18 protein-coding genes and 1 tRNA gene are annotated in these 16,033 nt (G+C 56.5%); 5 read left to right on the forward strand and 14 right to left on the reverse strand.

The genetic code is table 11. The features are described 5' to 3' along the window. Window positions 1-139 precede the first annotated feature (139 nt). On the forward strand, window positions 140-355 hold the full coding sequence (gene xisR / locus AC1DU9_RS10765) for an excisionase family protein (protein ID WP_477810144.1): 216 nt from the start codon (window positions 140-142) through the stop codon (window positions 353-355). Continuing rightward, a complete protein-coding gene (locus AC1DU9_RS10770) occupies window positions 352-1,566 on the forward strand; it encodes an Arm DNA-binding domain-containing protein (RefSeq protein ID WP_477810145.1) in 1,215 nt (404 codons plus the stop codon). The genes xisR and AC1DU9_RS10770 overlap by 4 nt, the downstream gene beginning before the upstream one ends. 8 nt (window positions 1,567-1,574) lie before the next feature. Here the strand turns inward: AC1DU9_RS10770 and AC1DU9_RS10775 are convergent, their stop codons facing one another. The 8 genes from AC1DU9_RS10775 to dapA all read right to left on the reverse strand — a co-directional run bounded on the left by AC1DU9_RS10775 (window position 1,575) and on the right by dapA (window position 7,582). Then, on the reverse strand, window positions 1,575-2,246 hold the full coding sequence (locus tag AC1DU9_RS10775; RefSeq protein WP_477810146.1) for a hypothetical protein: 672 nt from the start codon (window positions 2,244-2,246) through the stop codon (window positions 1,575-1,577). After that, entirely contained in the window at window positions 2,239-2,883 is a 645-nt protein-coding gene (locus AC1DU9_RS10780; RefSeq protein WP_477810147.1) for a hypothetical protein, read from the reverse strand. Before AC1DU9_RS10780 ends, AC1DU9_RS10775 begins: the two co-directional genes overlap by 8 nt. After that, on the reverse strand, window positions 2,876-3,580 hold the full coding sequence (locus AC1DU9_RS10785; RefSeq protein WP_477810148.1) for a hypothetical protein: 705 nt from the start codon (window positions 3,578-3,580) through the stop codon (window positions 2,876-2,878). The genes AC1DU9_RS10780 and AC1DU9_RS10785 overlap by 8 nt, the downstream gene beginning before the upstream one ends. 312 nt (window positions 3,581-3,892) lie before the next feature. After that, window positions 3,893-3,982: transfer RNA gene (locus tag AC1DU9_RS10790), tRNA-Ser, on the reverse strand. Between the two features lie 83 nt (window positions 3,983-4,065). Beyond that, window positions 4,066-4,779 (reverse strand): phosphoribosylaminoimidazolesuccinocarboxamide synthase, encoded by a 714-nt coding sequence (gene purC / locus AC1DU9_RS10795; protein ID WP_007944067.1) that lies wholly within the window; start codon window positions 4,777-4,779, stop codon window positions 4,066-4,068. Window positions 4,780-4,807: 28 nt separating this feature from the next. Then, entirely contained in the window at window positions 4,808-5,566 is a 759-nt protein-coding gene (locus tag AC1DU9_RS10800; RefSeq protein ID WP_223463005.1) for an MBL fold metallo-hydrolase, read from the reverse strand. A gap of 4 nt (window positions 5,567-5,570) precedes the next feature. Further along, window positions 5,571-6,686: an outer membrane protein assembly factor BamC gene (bamC, locus tag AC1DU9_RS10805; RefSeq protein WP_223463004.1), complete on the reverse strand. Its 1,116-nt coding sequence runs from the start codon at window positions 6,684-6,686 to the stop codon at window positions 5,571-5,573. Between the two features lie 17 nt (window positions 6,687-6,703). Next, complete coding sequence (gene dapA / locus AC1DU9_RS10810) at window positions 6,704-7,582, reverse strand: 4-hydroxy-tetrahydrodipicolinate synthase (RefSeq protein ID WP_223463003.1); 879 nt, start codon at window positions 7,580-7,582, stop codon at window positions 6,704-6,706. Between the two features lie 328 nt (window positions 7,583-7,910). On the opposite strand from dapA, the gene AC1DU9_RS10815 reads away from it, so the two are divergent. Together AC1DU9_RS10815 and AC1DU9_RS10820 are read left to right on the forward strand one after the other, a co-directional pair. Further along, a complete protein-coding gene (locus AC1DU9_RS10815; protein WP_007979776.1) occupies window positions 7,911-8,471 on the forward strand; it encodes a glycine cleavage system transcriptional repressor in 561 nt (186 codons plus the stop codon). Between the two features lie 10 nt (window positions 8,472-8,481). Beyond that, entirely contained in the window at window positions 8,482-8,955 is a 474-nt protein-coding gene (locus tag AC1DU9_RS10820) for a peroxiredoxin (protein WP_223463002.1), read from the forward strand. Between the two features lie 130 nt (window positions 8,956-9,085). Here the strand turns inward: AC1DU9_RS10820 and AC1DU9_RS10825 are convergent, their stop codons facing one another. Together AC1DU9_RS10825 and AC1DU9_RS10830 are read right to left on the reverse strand one after the other, a co-directional pair. Next, a complete protein-coding gene (locus tag AC1DU9_RS10825; protein ID WP_223463001.1) occupies window positions 9,086-10,156 on the reverse strand; it encodes an AI-2E family transporter in 1,071 nt (356 codons plus the stop codon). A gap of 31 nt (window positions 10,157-10,187) precedes the next feature. Continuing rightward, window positions 10,188-10,427, reverse strand: a complete 240-nt coding sequence (locus AC1DU9_RS10830) for a sulfurtransferase TusA family protein (protein ID WP_223463000.1) — start codon at window positions 10,425-10,427, stop codon at window positions 10,188-10,190. Window positions 10,428-10,525: 98 nt separating this feature from the next. Here AC1DU9_RS10830 and AC1DU9_RS10835 point away from each other — a divergent pair, with 98 nt between their 5' ends. Next, window positions 10,526-11,959: a M48 family metalloprotease gene (locus AC1DU9_RS10835; RefSeq protein ID WP_108216831.1), complete on the forward strand. Its 1,434-nt coding sequence runs from the start codon at window positions 10,526-10,528 to the stop codon at window positions 11,957-11,959. A 77-nt stretch (window positions 11,960-12,036) separates the two neighbouring features. Here AC1DU9_RS10835 and AC1DU9_RS10840 read toward each other — a convergent pair whose 3' ends face one another. The 4 genes from AC1DU9_RS10840 to rpoE form a co-directional block, all read right to left on the reverse strand. After that, a complete protein-coding gene (locus tag AC1DU9_RS10840; RefSeq protein ID WP_108216830.1) occupies window positions 12,037-13,461 on the reverse strand; it encodes a DegQ family serine endoprotease in 1,425 nt (474 codons plus the stop codon). A gap of 178 nt (window positions 13,462-13,639) precedes the next feature. Beyond that, window positions 13,640-14,599, reverse strand: a complete 960-nt coding sequence (locus AC1DU9_RS10845; RefSeq protein ID WP_223462999.1) for a MucB/RseB C-terminal domain-containing protein — start codon at window positions 14,597-14,599, stop codon at window positions 13,640-13,642. An 8-nt stretch (window positions 14,600-14,607) separates the two neighbouring features. Next, complete coding sequence (locus AC1DU9_RS10850; RefSeq protein ID WP_223462998.1) at window positions 14,608-15,195, reverse strand: sigma-E factor negative regulatory protein; 588 nt, start codon at window positions 15,193-15,195, stop codon at window positions 14,608-14,610. A 31-nt stretch (window positions 15,196-15,226) separates the two neighbouring features. Further along, the gene (rpoE, locus tag AC1DU9_RS10855) at window positions 15,227-15,808 is read right to left on the reverse strand and encodes an RNA polymerase sigma factor RpoE/AlgU (RefSeq protein WP_003172477.1); all 582 of its coding nucleotides are present in this window, start codon (window positions 15,806-15,808) and stop codon (window positions 15,227-15,229) included. Between the last annotated feature and the right edge of the window lie 225 nt (window positions 15,809-16,033).

The raw sequence follows: 16,033 nt of genomic DNA on the forward strand, positions 1-16,033 counted from the left end.
GCCGCGGCCAAATGCCACCTCTCGACTTACAAACGATCTGCGACAAATGCAACAAGTCAAGGGCACACGGCAACCACGAACAATGCAGCAAGCAGCGCCAGGCCGAGGGTATCGCGCGGCGCGCAGGGGAGAGACCACAATGAGCGCAGCTGAGAAACTCGACTTCCACATCACACCAGGCGCCTGGTTCCGCCAGGATTTGCTGTACCCAGTGTTCGGCCTGAGCACCGAAGCCGTCCGCAAGTACCGCACCCGTGGCCTCTGGCTTGAAGGCAAACACTGGCGTAAGGATCCAGCCAACGTGATCGTCTACAACCGCGCAGCCATTGAACGCTGGATGGAAGGGAAACCATGACCGACAAGATGCCGACCGGCGTTGAGATGAACGGCAAGCAGTTGCGCATCTGGTTCATCTTTAGCGGCCAAAGGTGCCGGGAACCTCTTGAGGGGATCTCGAAAGTTAACAAAGCCGCGATCGCCTATGCCGACAACAAGCGCCGAACTATCCTCGCGGAAATCAAAGAGGGTCGCTTCGACTATGCGGCCCACTTTCCGAGCTCGCCCAGGGCTGCCATGTTCACAGGGACTGGCGGCCCTTCGCTAAAGCGCACCGTGAAAGAAGGCATAGACCGCTGGCTGGAGGTTCAGCGCGCGCTCAAAGCCTCGAGCACCGTCGTCAACTACGTCAGCAAGGCCGTGCACGTCGACAAAAAATTCGGCAAGCGTCGGATCGTCGACATCAGCAAGAGCGACATCGAACTGTTTCAAGCGCAACTGCTCAAGCAAGGCTTGGCCCCAAAGACAGTGAACGACATCTTCACCGTCGTCCGCGGCGTCTGGGCTGATGCCTTCGGCGATGGCATCCTGAAAGCCAACCCGCTCGACCGGATCAGCAACGTCGGTTCGGACGTCGATCTGGAGCATGCCGACCCTTTCAGTCGTACCGAGATTGAGCTGATCGGCAAAGCGGATCCCGATCGGCGAGCCGACGCTCGAATGATTGAGTTCAACTGCTGGGCCGGGCTTTCCCTATCCGAACTCATAGGGCTAGCCGTTGAAGATATAGATCTTGATGCCGGCCTTGTCCATGTCCGCCGGGCATTAGTCGTTGGTGAGTTCAAAGTGCCCAAAGAACGTTCCAGGGTAAGAGTCGTCGAGCTGATAGACCCAGCTCTCGAGCTGATGCGGGAGATTATTATCGCTGCTAAGGAAGCGCCTATTGTTGAAATCACTGTAATTCAGCGCGACAACATTACCTCGAGGAAAATGAAAGTGAGGTTTCTTTTTCGAAGTTCTACTAGTGGTTTGCTCTGGAGCGGAAAGACATTGAGCAATTGGTTTACTGCGCATCTCAAAAAAGCCGAAGTGCGTCATCGTGGTGCCAACCAATGCCGCCACACATTCGCAAGTCAAATGCTGTCGAGCTATGTTCCAGTTGAATGGGTAGCCAGACAACTTGGGCACGCTGATACAACGATGATCCGAAAACATTATGGGAGATGGATACCGACAGACACCAAAAGTATGGCGGGAGTAGTTTCAAGAATGCTGGGCTTTGTGGAGTAGACAAGTACCTAGGTTTGCGGCTTGGCTGCTTGTTTAGGCTTCTGCATTTCAGCTAATAAACGGGCGCCAACCGCTGTCGACTCGGAAAACTCCAATGGTTCATTTTGATAGATACCCACGGACCCGACCACTTCCTCAGGGCGGAAGCGAAATGCTTTACCGATCAGATCTTTTTGTGCAATAGCGTTATCCTTCTCAAGCCTTTTTTCTAAGAGTGCATAAATATTACCCTGCCAAACTACATCGTCCGCCCTACTCTGCCATGACTCAACGTCAATAATTTCGAATCCTAACGTATCGAAAAATCCGAGAAGAAACGTAGCACAGGTCAAGCCGGCTCCAGGCGACTCTAGAAACTTTAGGTCTCCTCCAAAAACTGCAGCACCGGTATATCCCATACCATAAGGAATTCCGGACGAGTTCTCTTCAAATATCCGAGAGGCTTGTTCAGCAAATAACTGCAGCTCTTCCTCGTCAAAGCTAGGCATCGGCACACAGCGGTACCCCGGCTGGAGGGGTTCGCTTAGCAAATGATAGTGCCAAGCCAGATGGAGCAAGCTCACATTCGGCTTCGCACGATCTTTAAAGACAATGGCTGCATGTCGCTGCTCAGGGTTATCTGTCTGGTAGATCGCCGCGCCGAATAGATCTACTTTTCCTATCAACTTTCCTTCAGACAAGCTGCGCTACCTTCTTTCTAGAAAGCCCACGCAGGGCACGATCTGCATCCTGACCAGTTTCGTTCAAATGAATTAGAGTTCTATCATAAAGTGCCGCCCAACCACTTAGTTTATCACGCATGCGAAACGATGTTCTCAAGAACGCAACACTGGTAATCTTTCTAAATGCAGAAGGGTCTACGTTAATCAATAGCTCATTCAAACTCCAAAGATCATTATTTTTTATATGATCTTCGACTGCATCAACTACCGCCCTTAGAGCGATTCTGCTTGAATCAGAACTTTCGGCGGCAATTGAATCAAGAGTATGTATTACCTCAACTTGCGAACGGACACCAGCTGAAAGCTTCGAAGTTAAAGGCTCAACCTTTGCACTAACATAACTTGGCTCCCACCTGTTCTTGTCGCCAGCGACATAGGCACTCGCGCTAGTTGACTCATCATCAAAGCGGAGCTCAATTTTAACCGCACTTTCAGTTGCCGCAGGCCTTACTTTCTCTGATCTACGCTCGAAAAGCTGGAAAGAAGCCGTTGAACTAGGATTGAAGAAAAAAATTGAAGTATCAAATTCCCCTACCCGTCTTTCAACAGGAGCCTGCAGGACAGCAGATTCAACATAGTAAACAGGGCTATCCATTGGCACCTCCCGAAACAACCAACCTTGCCTCAGAGCACATTGCAGTTATTAACGACCCATAAGCAGATGAGTTAGGCAGCTTAGACTCTGGATGACTATTAAAGTCTAACTCCAGCTGTATCAAAGGGGTACTTTTAGAAGGCAACGCTATGTTACTTTGATACTGAACAGTCTGCAAAGCCAACTGCGACCATTTAGTTAATCTATTCAATACAATTCCGCTAATTTTCGGAAGTTTTTTAGCTCGATTAAACTGAAGCATAATATCATCAACTTCAGGATCGATTGAAAACCCCGGAACCAGCGTTTTGAATAACGTTTTGCTTTTTTCCGTGCTACCTGGAAACGTGTTCAACACCGCGCCAAATGCAAGCCGCGCAGCTACAGGCATTTTAACGGCTGCTAATCGCCGCTCGAAACCCGAGCACACTTCATCAAACGAACCTAGCGAAGGATGATTGACGGGATCCATCGGCATTGCGGTCAAGGTGATATCAATTCTGCCAGGTTGCGCAGTAACAACTAACCTACCGTTCTCACAAGGCCCTTCCTCAATCACCAGTTGCTGTGCTGGACGATTGGTCATCGATTCTGCGTCCTTTCCCATGATCGAGTGCCAAGAAATCTTTGCTCCTTCAGGGACACCCAAAAGAGAAAAGCGAATAGATTCCGTAAGCCATGCGTAGGTTTGAGTCATTGGATTCACTTGAGTAAACAAACGTAGAACCTTCAGGGATCACTTACGCGAGCTTCATGCATTCGTTATTCGTAAGCGGTACTGAGCAAACCGAGTCTAGCTAAATACTCATGGCCTTGCACCATGTTCGCGAAAGAATTCGAGACGGTATTAATACTAGAAATCGACAGCTATTTTTTAGGCTTCGAGCTCAGAGCATTTAGCCGGCGCCTTAGGTCTTAGGATGCCCTAAATATGCCCTAGGATTGATCTCTAAAAACAAAAAGCCCCTGATAACTTTAACGTTATCAGGGGCTTAGCGTGTAGCAATAATGGCGGAGAGATAGGGATTCGAACCCTAGGTACCGGTGAAGGTACAACGGATTTCGAATCCGTCCCATTCGGCCACTCTGGCATCTCTCCAACGGCGCGCATCATAACAACACTTTCGCAGGAAGCGAACCCCCTAAGCGAAATATTTCTGTGCTATCAGATGCTTGCGTCGGTTAAAGCGGTACGCCAAGACGATTGGCGACTTCTTCGTAGGCTTCGATAACGTCACCGAGGCCCTGACGGAAGCGGTCCTTGTCCATTTTCTTACCGGTCGCCTTGTCCCACAGGCGGCAGCCGTCCGGGCTGAATTCGTCGCCCAGCACGATGGAGCCATCGTGGAACACGCCGAATTCCAGCTTGAAGTCGACCAGCAGCAGGCCGGCGTCGTCGAACAGTTTGCTCAGGACTTCGTTGACCTTGAGCGACAGCTCTTTCATGCGAACCAGTTGCTCGGCGGTGCCCCAACCGAAAGCCACGACGTGGGATTCGTTGATGAACGGGTCGCCCTTGGCGTCGTCCTTCAGGAACAGTTCGAAGGTGTAAGGATTGAGCTTCATGCCCTCCTCGACACCCAGACGCTTGACCAGGCTGCCCGCAGCGTAGTTACGCACGACGCATTCGACCGGGATCATGTCGAGTTTTTTCACCAGGCATTCATTGTCGCCCAGCAATTTGTCGAATTGGGTCGGCACGCCAGCAGCTTCGAGCTTCTGCATGATGAAGGCGTTGAACTTGTTGTTCACCATGCCTTTGCGGTCGAGCTGCTCGATGCGCTTGCCGTCGAACGCCGAGGTGTCGTTGCGAAACAGCAGGATCAAACGGTTAGCGTCGTCGGTCTTGTAAACCGACTTGGCTTTGCCGCGGTAGAGTTCTTCACGTTTTTCCATGATGGGCTCCGCTTGCTAAGTAGATGGGCTAGGCGATGTGGCGCCAGTCGAGCCCTGAATCTTGATCGGCCAGTTGCAGCCAGTCCGGGTCGCACCCGAGGGTGTCGACAAAACATTGCCGGGCCAGCTGCGGCAGGTTGTTCTTGCTGCTCAGATGGGCCAGGACCAGGTGTTGCAGGTCTTTCCAGCCCAACTCGGCCACCAGGAATGCCGCCTGATGGTTATTCAAATGTCCCAGTTCACCGCCCACCCGTTGCTTGAGAAAGTACGGGTAATGACCGCGAGCCAGCATGTCACGACAGTGATTGGACTCGATCATCAACGCATCGAGGTCCCGATAGCCGTCCAGCACCTTGTCGCAATACGAACCCAGGTCGGTCAACAGGCCGAAGCGCCGCTCACCGTCACTGAAGACATACTGCGTCGGTTCCTGTGCATCGTGGGCCACGGCAATGACACCGATGCTCAAGTCGCCGATTTGCAGTTGCTCGCCGCCGGCCAGAAAGCCTGCGGGTTCAATCGGTTTGCGCATCCCGCGCAAGGTCCCGCGACTGAGGTAGACAGGCAGATTGTAGCGCCGAGACAGCAAACCCACGCCATGCACGTGGTCGGCATGTTCGTGGGTCACGAGTATCGCGCTCAGCTGCGCAGGGTTCACACCCAGGCGCAGCAGGCGTTTTTCGGTTTCCCGCAGGGAAAAACCACAATCCACCAATACGTACGTATCAGCGCTGGATATCAGCGTGCCATTCCCTTGACTGCCGCTGCCGAGAACGGCAAAACGCATAGGATCAGCCCAGGTTGTCCTGAATCTTGCTCAACACTTTACGCGCTACCTCTGGCGGCGCCACGGTGTTGATGTTTTTCTCGACGGTGACCTGGACGTTCTCGCCAACCTTGCTCAGGCGAACCTGATAACGCTCGGCGCGGGCATCCAGCTCTTCCTTGCTCGGCGCGCTGCCGAACAGGCTGCTCAAGAAGCCTGGCTTGTCGTCTTTCTTCTCGGCTTTTTCGGCCAGGTTGATGTAGTACAGGCCCAGGCTGCGGTTGATGTCTTCAACACGCCATTCGCCTTGTTCCAGCGCACGACCGACGCTCGACCAGGCACGATCCAGGTCGGTACCGACGTTCAGCACAGGGTTGCCGCTGCCGTCTTCGCTTAGGCTGACACGGCTTGGCGCGTCGAAATCACGTGAAGCCAGCATGGAAACCGAACCGCCCTTCTCCGAGATACGGCTCATGCTCGCGAGCATGTCGTCGACCAGTGCCGCGTCCAGGCCAGTGTTGACCGAACGGTTGGTGAAAGCCACGTCAGCGGTACTGCCGGCAGGACGCTCGGCGCTGACCACATAGACTTCACTGGTGTTGCGCTGCACGCCCGGCTCGATGCGCACCCGCACGCGGGTTTCGCTGTCCGTGCTGACGCCGGCCGCGCTCAGGCGTTTGCCCATGGCGGCGGACAGTTCGTCGGAATGCTGCCAGGTGGTGGTGAATTCGCCGGTTTGCGGACGTTGTTCATCCAGACGAAAGCCGTTGTCCTGAAAGAACTGAACGGCCACAGGCCAGACTTCGGCCGGCGGGTTCTGCGCCAGGATGGAGCTGGAGCCGCCGCTCTTCTGCAGGGTGTAGGGGCTGGCGTCCGCAGCCGCCGTCAGTGGCTGCGGACGAGGCACGGTGTACTCGCCCTTCTCAGTGTCATCAGCCACGTTGCGCGGGATCGGCAACAGCGGATCCAGACGCTTGGCGGTACGGACATCCTGCGGTATTTGCATCGGTGCAGTCTGTTGCGCTTGCAGGTAATCGCTACCACGGTCACGGAAATAACCTTCCGGGCCCCAGACCCATCCACAGCCACTGGTGCTGGAGATAATCAAGGCAAGTGCGGAAAGTCCGGCCATTCGCTTCATGCGTTGTACTTCCTCAATTAAACCAGGACGCTGCACTGGCGCAGGGCCGTGCGCAGCGTTTCGTGACAAGGTGCGCTCAGCCAGGTCAACGGCAGGCGAATGCCTTCGTGCATCAGGCCCATTTCAACCAAAGCCCACTTCACCGGAATCGGGTTGGCTTCGATGAACAGGTCCTTGTGCAACGGCATCAGTTTTTCGTTGATTGCCCGTGCAGTCACGGCATCACCCTTGAGGGCGGCCTCGCACAGATCGGCCATTTCCCGCGGAGCGACGTTGGCGGTGACGGAGATGTTGCCCTTGCCGCCCATCAGGATCAGCTCGACCGCGGTCGGATCATCGCCGGACAGGACGATGAAGTCCTTGCTTACGCCATCGAGGATGGCTTTGGCGCGCTTGAGGTCGCCAGTCGCTTCCTTGATACCGATGATGTTCGGCACGGTGGACAGGCGGATCACGGTCTCGGCCTGCATGTCGCAGGAGGTGCGGCCGGGAACGTTATAGAGAATCTGCGGAATGTCGACCGCTTCGGCGATGTGCTTGAAGTGCAGGTACAGGCCTTCCTGGGTCGGCTTGTTGTAGTACGGCACGACCAGCAGGCAGGCGTCGGCGCCGGCTTCCTTGGCATTGCGGGTCAACTCGACGGCTTCGCGGGTCGAATTGGCGCCGGTACCGGCGATCACCGGAATGCGGCCATTGACCTGCTTGACCACGGCGCGGATGACTGCGATGTGCTCGTTGACGTCGAGGGTTGCCGATTCGCCGGTGGTACCGACGGCGACAATGGCATGGGTGCCGTTTTCAAGGTGGAAGTCCACGAGTTTGCTGAGGCTGTCCCAGTCAAGACGCCCCTGTGCATCCATGGGTGTGACCAGTGCCACCATACTGCCCGCAATCATGAAACCGCTCCTGCCGGAAAAAGAGAGCCGTAATGGTACTGGCGCCAAGATGCTTGCACAAGCGAAGTACTGTGCTGCCGCCATTCCCCTTGGCGCCGGTTTTCGCTACCCTTCAGACTTTGATCGATACAGACAAGCTCGTCCGTCGGGTTTCAGCCTCCATTTTCGGCATCACAAGCCCTGGTCCAGCGTTGCCACGCCTCGCTCCCGCCCTGCCGGAGCACGTCGCAACCTGTCACTTGGGGCTTTCTGAGTTCGCATCCGCAGGCTCGCTCCCGATAATTCAGCCCTTTGACGTATCGACCGCTCATCGCTTTAGGAATGCTGCATGTCCACCCCCACAGTTCGCGAACAATTCCTTGTCATCAGTGCCCTCGGCGCCAACCCCATGGAGCTGACCAACGTCCTGTGCCGCGCCAGCCATGAAAACCGCTGCGCCGTGGTCACTTCTCGCCTGACCCGTCATGGCGAATGCAGTGCGCTGGTGCTGGAAATCTCCGGTAGCTGGGATGCCCTGGCACGCCTGGAAGGCAGCCTGCCAGTGCTGGCCAAGCGGCATGCGTTCACGGTCAACGTGGTGCGCAGCGCCGCCCTGGAAAACCGCCCCCAGGCCCTGCCGTACGTCGCTTATGTCAGCTCGGCCTACCGCTCGGACATCATCAACGAGCTGTGCCAGTTCTTCATGGACCACAATGTCGAGCTGGAAAACCTGACCTGCGACACCTATCAGGCTCCGCAGACCGGCGGCACCATGCTCAACGCCACGTTTACCGTGACCTTGCCGGCCGGCGTGCAAATCAGCTGGCTGCGCGATCAGTTCCTGGATTTTGCCGACGCGCTGAACCTCGATGCCCTGATCGAACCCTGGCGCCCACAGAACCCAATGTAAGGAAGCTTTCATGGCCGTTGCCATCGACCAACCGGTAGCCGATTTCCAAGCCCCCGCCACCAGCGGGCACACCGTCAGCCTCGCTGGCCTGAAAGGCAAGCAGGTGCTGATCTACTTCTACCCCAAGGACAGCACGCCGGGTTGCACGACCGAGGGGCAAGGCTTTCGTGATCAGTACGCAGCGTTCAAGGCCGCCAATACCGAAGTGTTCGGTGTGTCTCGCGACAGCCTGAAATCCCACGAGAACTTCAAATGCAAGCAGGAATTCCCCTTTGAGCTGATCAGCGACAAGGACGAAGCCATCTGCCAGCTGTTCGACGTGATCAAGCTGAAAAAGCTCTACGGCAAGGAATACATGGGCGTGGATCGCAGCACCTTCCTGATCGACGCCAAAGGCGTGCTGCGCCAGGAATGGCGCGGCGTGAAGGTGCCGGGGCATGTTGATGCGGTGCTGGTTGCTGCTCAGGCCCTCAACAAAGCCTGATTTCTTCGAGGCCTGTTCCGACGCTATCGCGAGCAGGCTCGCTCCCACAGTTGACCGAGTTGTTTTGACTGACGCGATCTGATGTGGGAGCGAGCCTGCTCGCGAAGAGGCAATCAGCCTCACTGAAGAATTAAAGCAGCGGCGCCACCTCCGGCTCCTTGCGCGGCCACGCATCCAGCACGGCCTTGAACAGCGTCGCCAGGGGAATCGCGAAGAACACACCCCAGAACCCCCACAAGCCACCAAACAGCAACACCGCGCAGATGATCGCCACCGGGTGCAGGTTGACCGCCTCCGAGAACAGCAATGGCACCAGCACGTTGCCGTCCAGCGTCTGAATGATCCCGTAGACCGCCATCAGATAAATGAACTGATCGCTCCAGCCCCACTGGAACAGCGCAATCAGAAACACGGGCACGGTCACCACCACGGCGCCGACATAAGGCACCACCACCGAAATTCCCACCAGCAGAGCCAGCAGCGCCGCGTAGTTCAGTTCAAGAACAACAAAGGCGATGTAGGTCACGCCACCGCAAATGATGATTTCGATGACCTTGCCGCGAATGTAATTGGCGATCTGCCGGTTCATTTCATGGGCCACCCGGGTGATCAACGCCCGCTCACGGGGCAGGTAACCGCGCACCCACTGGCCGATCATGGCCCGATCCTTGAGGAAGAAAAACACCAGGATCGGCACCAGCACCAGGTAGATCATGATGTTCACCAGCAAAGGCAGGCTCGACAGCGAGAACGTCAGTGCCCACTGACCAAACTTGCCGATTTCGCCCCGCGCCACTTCGATGGCCCGCAATACTTGCTCATCGGATACCAGGTGCGGATAACGCTCGGGCAGCAGCAACAACAGCGACTGCCACTTGGCAAGCATGCCGGGCAACTCGTTGAACAACGTGATCAGTTGGTGCCACAGCAACGGCACGACAACCACGATGAATACCAGCAACAGCCCCATGAATAACGCAAAGACCAGCCCCACCGCGGCCCAACCCGGCACGCGCAGGCGCTCGAGGGCCACCACCAGCCCCTGCATCAGGTACGCCAGCACCATCCCGGCGAGTACCGGCGCCAGCATACCGCCCAAGGTCAGTACGACGGTGAATGCCAGAAACAGCAGGACAGCCAGCACCACCGCTTCTTCATCGGAGAAATAGCGCTGAATCCAGTCGCGTAACACTTTGAACATCAATAATCCTTAGGGGCAAACGCAGCCGAATTCAGGCTTTTTTCAACCAGTAGCGGTAAACACCCGCATCTTCTTCTTCAAGAAGCAGGGTATGACCGGCCAATCGGGCAAAGGTGCGAAAGTCGCGCTGCGAACCTGCATCGGTGGCGATGACCTTGAGCACCGCACCACTGGCCAGCCGGTTGAGCTCCATCTTGGCCTTGAGCAACGGCAACGGGCAATTCAGGCCGCTGGCGTCGAGTTCAACGTCATGCTCTACAGCGTCGGTCATTGCATCACTCCGGGTCAGGTGGTTGAGTTGCCTAGAATATCTGGTCGCAACGCCTGTGTCCGGCTACAGTAAGGTCTTTGTCGACTAAGGCTTTGTGCATGACATTTTTGCGCCCTACCCTGCTGACGCTCGCTTGCCTGCTCGCCTCACCGGGCTTTGCCGACGACCTGCCGTCACTCGGCGACGCCAGTTCTGCCATTGTCTCGCCGCAACAGGAATACCAGCTCGGCCGCGCCTGGCTGGCCATGTTGCGCAGCCAGGTTTCACAGCTCAACGATCCGCAACTCAAGAATTACGTGGAATCCAGCGTCTACCGACTGGTGGAGACCAGCCAGGTCACTGACCGGCGCCTGGAGTTCATCCTGATCAACAGCCCGCAGCTCAACGCCTTTGCGGCACCCGGCGGGATCGTCGGGGTCAACGGTGGCCTGTTCCTCTACGCCCAGACCGAAGGCGAATACGCTTCGGTACTGGCGCACGAACTGGCTCACTTGTCGCAACGCCACTTTGCCCGGGGCGTCGAAGCGCAACAACGCATGCAAGTACCGATGATGGCTGCATTGCTGGCCGGCATCGTGGTTGCAGCCGCAGGTGGCGGTAACGCCGGGATTGCAGCCATTGCCGGCACACAGGCCGCAGCCATCCAGGAACAGCGGCGATTCTCCCGCCAGAACGAGCAGGAAGCCGACCGTATCGGCATCCTCAATCTGGAAAAGGCCGGTTACGATCCCCGCTCGATGCCCAGCATGTTCGAGCGCCTGGGGCGTCAGTACCGCTACGATGCCAAGCCACCGGAATTTCTGCTGACTCACCCGGTCACCGAATCGCGTATCGCCGACACCCGCAACCGCGCCGAACAGTTTCCAAAGGGAGGTATCGAAGACAGCATGCGCTACCAACTGATCCGCGCACGCGTTCAACTGATCTATGAAGAAACCCCGGGACTTGGCGCCAAGCGCTTCCGCGCCCAGCTCGACGAGAACCCGAAAAACGACGTAGCACGCTACGGCCTGGCGATCGCCCAGATCAAGGGCGGCCAACTGAACGAAGCACGGGAAAACCTCAAGCAGTTGCTGGCCAAGGCACCCAACGAAATCATCTACAACCTGGCTCAGGTGGATCTGGACATCACCAACAATCGCCTGCCCGATGCCCAGTCCCGGGTTGACCGGTTGATGGGCCAATACGCTGGCAACTACCCGCTGAACCAGATTCGAGTCGACCTGCTGCTCAAGCAGAACCGTACTGCGGATGCGGAGAAAGCCCTCGAAGGCCTGCTCAAGTCCCGCCCGGATGATCCGGACGTGTGGTATCAGGTTGCCGAGACACGCGGCCTGTCAGGCAATATCATCGGCTTGCATCAGGCTCGCGCCGAATACTTTGCACTGGTCGGGGACTATAAACAGGCCATTCAGCAACTGGACTTCGCCAAACGCAAGGCCGGCACGAACTTCCCGCTGTCTTCGCGGATCGACGCACGGCAACGTGAGCTGATGGAACAAGAGCGCATGATCAAGGACATGATGGGCTGACGCCCTCGCAGACAAAAAGTCCGGACACAAAAAAACCGCCTCTTTCGAGGCGGTTTTTTATTCAACCAACTACCGGGTTATTCAGCCAGTTTGAAGGTGATGAAGCTCGCTCGACCCTGACGCAGTACCCGCATCGACACCGAGCGGTTCTTTGGCAGCGCCTTGGCGATGTCCGCGAACTCCTTGGTGGAACCGATGGCCTGGTTGTTCAGGTGGGTGATCACATCACCCGGCTGCAAGCCGATCATGGCGGCAGGACCGTCCTGCACTTCCTTGATCATCACACCGCCTTTGAGGTCATAGGTTTTCTTCTGGTCGTCAGTCAACTCGACCACAGAAACACCGAGGCGATTGCTACTGCGCTCGATGCTGGATTTTGGCTCGGCATCCAGCTCTTTAGCTTCTTCCGGAATGGCACCGACGGTCAGCTCGACTTTCTTGCGCTTGCCGTCACGAATCACTTCCAGATTGGCTTTTGCGCCAGCCTTCAACGCACCAACGAGATGCGGCAGGTCGGCCGACATGACGATTGGCTGACCGTTCATGCTCAGGATCACGTCGCCGACTTGCAGGCCACCCTTGGCAGCCGGGCCATCATCCTGAATCTGAGCAACCAGCGCACCCGCCGGCTTCTCCAGACCGAACGACTCGGCCAGGTCCTTGCTGACTTCCTGAATCACGACACCCAGCCAGCCTCGGCTGACTTTTCCACCGGATTTCAGCTGATTGGAAACATCCATGGCCACGTCGATCGGGATCGCAAACGACACACCCATGAAGCCACCGGAGCGGGTGTAGATCTGCGAGTTGATCCCGACCACCTCACCGTTCAGGTTGAACAGCGGGCCGCCCGAGTTACCCGGGTTGATCGGTACGTCGGTCTGGATGAACGGTACATAGTTTTCGTTCGGCAGGCTGCGACCGACGGCACTGACGATGCCCTGGGTCACCGTGTGGTCAAAGCCGAATGGCGAACCAATCGCGACAACCCATTGGCCAGCCTTCAGGTCCTGGGATTTACCGAGCTTCAGCACTGGCAGATCCTTGCCTTCGATTTTCAGCAGCGCCACGTCGGAACGTGGATCGGTACCGATCAGCTTGGCTTTCATTTCGCTGCGATCAGCCAGGCGGACGAGGATTTCGTCAGCATCGGCGATCACGTGGTTGTTGGTCAGGATATAGCCATCAGTAGAGATGATGAAACCCGACCCCAGGGAAGTTGCCTCGCGCTGACGGTCGCGAGGTGAACGCGATTGCGGCGGCATGCCTCGCTCGAAGAATTCGCGCAGCATAGGCGGCAAGCCTTCGAGGTCGGGCATTTGCTGGCTGACTTGGCGATCCGGCAGCTTTTGCGTGGTACTGATGTTCACGACCGCAGGCGAGGCCTGTTCGACCAGTTGCGTAAAGTCAGGCAATTCGACCGCTTGGGCGGTGACCGCCTGACCAAGCACCAGTACGGTGGCAATAATGGAAAGGTAGGACTTCAAGCGTGGTATCGACATACGGCTCCCGTTACGACGAGCATGGTTAAGCGATATGGAGCAAGAAACACCGGGAACAATACGCCGGTATTTTTGTTCCGGGAACAACAAACAAGGCCAGAGCCGAGGGACTCTGACCTATATGAAATTTACGGGATTTTAGCAAATTGAAATGCTCACGAAACATTTCGAATTCAGCTCACTGCTTGGTCGCAGCGGCGTCGGTACGCATCGAAAGCGCTATCCGCTCAGCGGTACCGACCGGTATCTCACCGACGACGGTCACCATCATCTCACCCTGTGCCGTGGTCAAGCGCCGGGAAACCGCAACGGTCGGCCCCAACTGAGTGCGGGTATCGGTGACTGTTGCGCCATTGAGCGGCTCGAGGAATACCGAAAAGCGCGTCAGACCATCGTCATACATCAGGCTATTGACCTGGGTTTTGGTCTCCGGATCCTTGCGAGCGGTGCTGCTGGTCAGCTCGAAGCCGGGCGGCAACCAGTCGGAACGCCAGACCTGGGCAGCCTTGACGGCAGAAGCCTTGTCACTTTCGAGATTGACGGGCTTGCAATCATTACTGGCCTGCAGGTCTTTTTCGGAAGGAACGTCAGCGGTATCCAGTTGCGTAAACTGGAAACGCTCCAACAACCGTCCCTTGTCGTCCAATAGCAAAGACTTCAGAGGCAGGCCGGTTTCTTTATCCAGATGCAGTTCAAAACCGTAGCGGTGTTGATCGCGGGGTGTCAGCGATACGATCACCGCCGAACGCCCGGCGACACGCGACTTGCCGATGACAGCGAGGTCATACCAATTCTTGAGCTTTTGAGGATCAAGTGCACGGGCCGCGGAGTTCGGGGAGTCCCCAAGCCCTGCTATCAGCGTGCCACTGACGCATTGGGTTTGCCCATCAATGCGAACGACTTCCTGAGCGGAGCCGTCGAGCTGGATCAAACGCTCGCGGACTTTTCCATCCTGGACACGGTGCCAGATGTTATGGGTAGAAAAACTACCGTTACGCTCGTAGACGAAAGTACCCTGAAAGCTTTGCTGTTGCTCTGCCTGGCCCAGGCGGGTCAACCAGTCCTGGGCATCATCGGCTTGGGCTGGAACGATGAACCAGCCGCTGAGCAGAAGCGAAAGTAGAGGTATGGCGCGCATGATCCTCCTTAACGGTTTTCCAGACTTGCGGCACGAGCGTACGGCAGAGCGCTCTCAGTACCTTTCAGTGCAGCCTGTTGTGCATGTTGGCGCAAGTAGCCTGGCAGACGCTGATCGTGCCACCCTGGCTGACCTTGCAAAACGCCGTTGGCCATTGGGCCAGTAGCTTGCGAACTCTCATTGTAGCCTGCGAGAACAGCAGGGCCTTTTACTTGAGGAACGGCCAGTCCGGGTTGACTGGATTGCTGGGCCAATTCGACACCGGCGATCTCGTCCTGGTTGTACAGACGCACACCGGCCAGTACCGCCAGGGTCACGGAAGCTGCGACCGCCAGACGACCCAGGCTGCGCCATGGACCACGGGAAGGTTTTGCCGGCACGGCTTCGTCAGCCAGAGCAGCAGAAACAGCCGCCGCGATGTCCAGACGTGGAAGCAGCAGATCCTTGTGCATCACTGCCCGAGCGATCTGATAACGAGCCCAGGTTTCACGGGTTTCAACATCGTCACAGGCATTCAATACCCGACGCAATTCAAGTTCGTCCGCTTCGTTATCCATCACTGCGGACAGCGATTCCTGCAGGGCTTCACGACTCATGGCGTTCCTCTCTTGGCTGTCGCCGCTGTCTTTAGTTTTCCTGCAACAACGGCTGCAGGGCTTTATCGATGGCCTCCCGGGCGCGGAAGATCCGGGAGCGCACGGTGCCTACCGGACATTGCATGACGCTCGCAATGTCCTCGTAACTCAGACCATCAAACTCACGTAAAGTTAAAGCCGTACGTAAATCTTCCGGCAGTTGCTGAATGGTTCGATGGACGGTGCCTTCGATCTCATCCCGCAGCAAAGCCCGTTCTGGCGACTCGAGATCCTTGAGGCCATGATCGCCATCGTAGAACTCTGCATCCTCGGAACTGACATCGCTATCCGGCGGCCGACGGCCGCGTGAAACCAGATAGTTTTTCGCCGTGTTGATGGCGATGCGGTAAAGCCACGTATAAAACGCGCTGTCTCCGCGAAAATTTCCAAGTGCACGGTACGCCTTGATAAAGGCTTCTTGTGCCACATCCTGGGCTTCATGGGTGTCGTGCACAAAACGCACGATCAACCCGAGAATTTTGTGCTGGTATTTCAGCACTAGCAGATCGAAAGCACGCTTGTCGCCGCGCTGAACGCGCTCGACCAGTTGCTGATCCTCTTCCTGGGTTAGCATGAACACTCCTCGATGAGCTCGGAGGAGGCTTGCAGAAGTAATCCACCAGACTTGCAAACATAGACTCGGGCTTTTCGCAAAAGTTCTCCCCCTCCAGGCAAGTTTCCTGCGGGCTCTGATTTGGCACGCACGAAAAGCGCAGCACGAGTTGACCCGGCTGCGCGGATAATCTTGTCATCGGACTCTTCAGCAAGGATCAAACCGCAATCCCGCACTGAAGCCGAC

It is taken from the genome of Pseudomonas sp. P4_C1 (assembly GCF_056402155.1).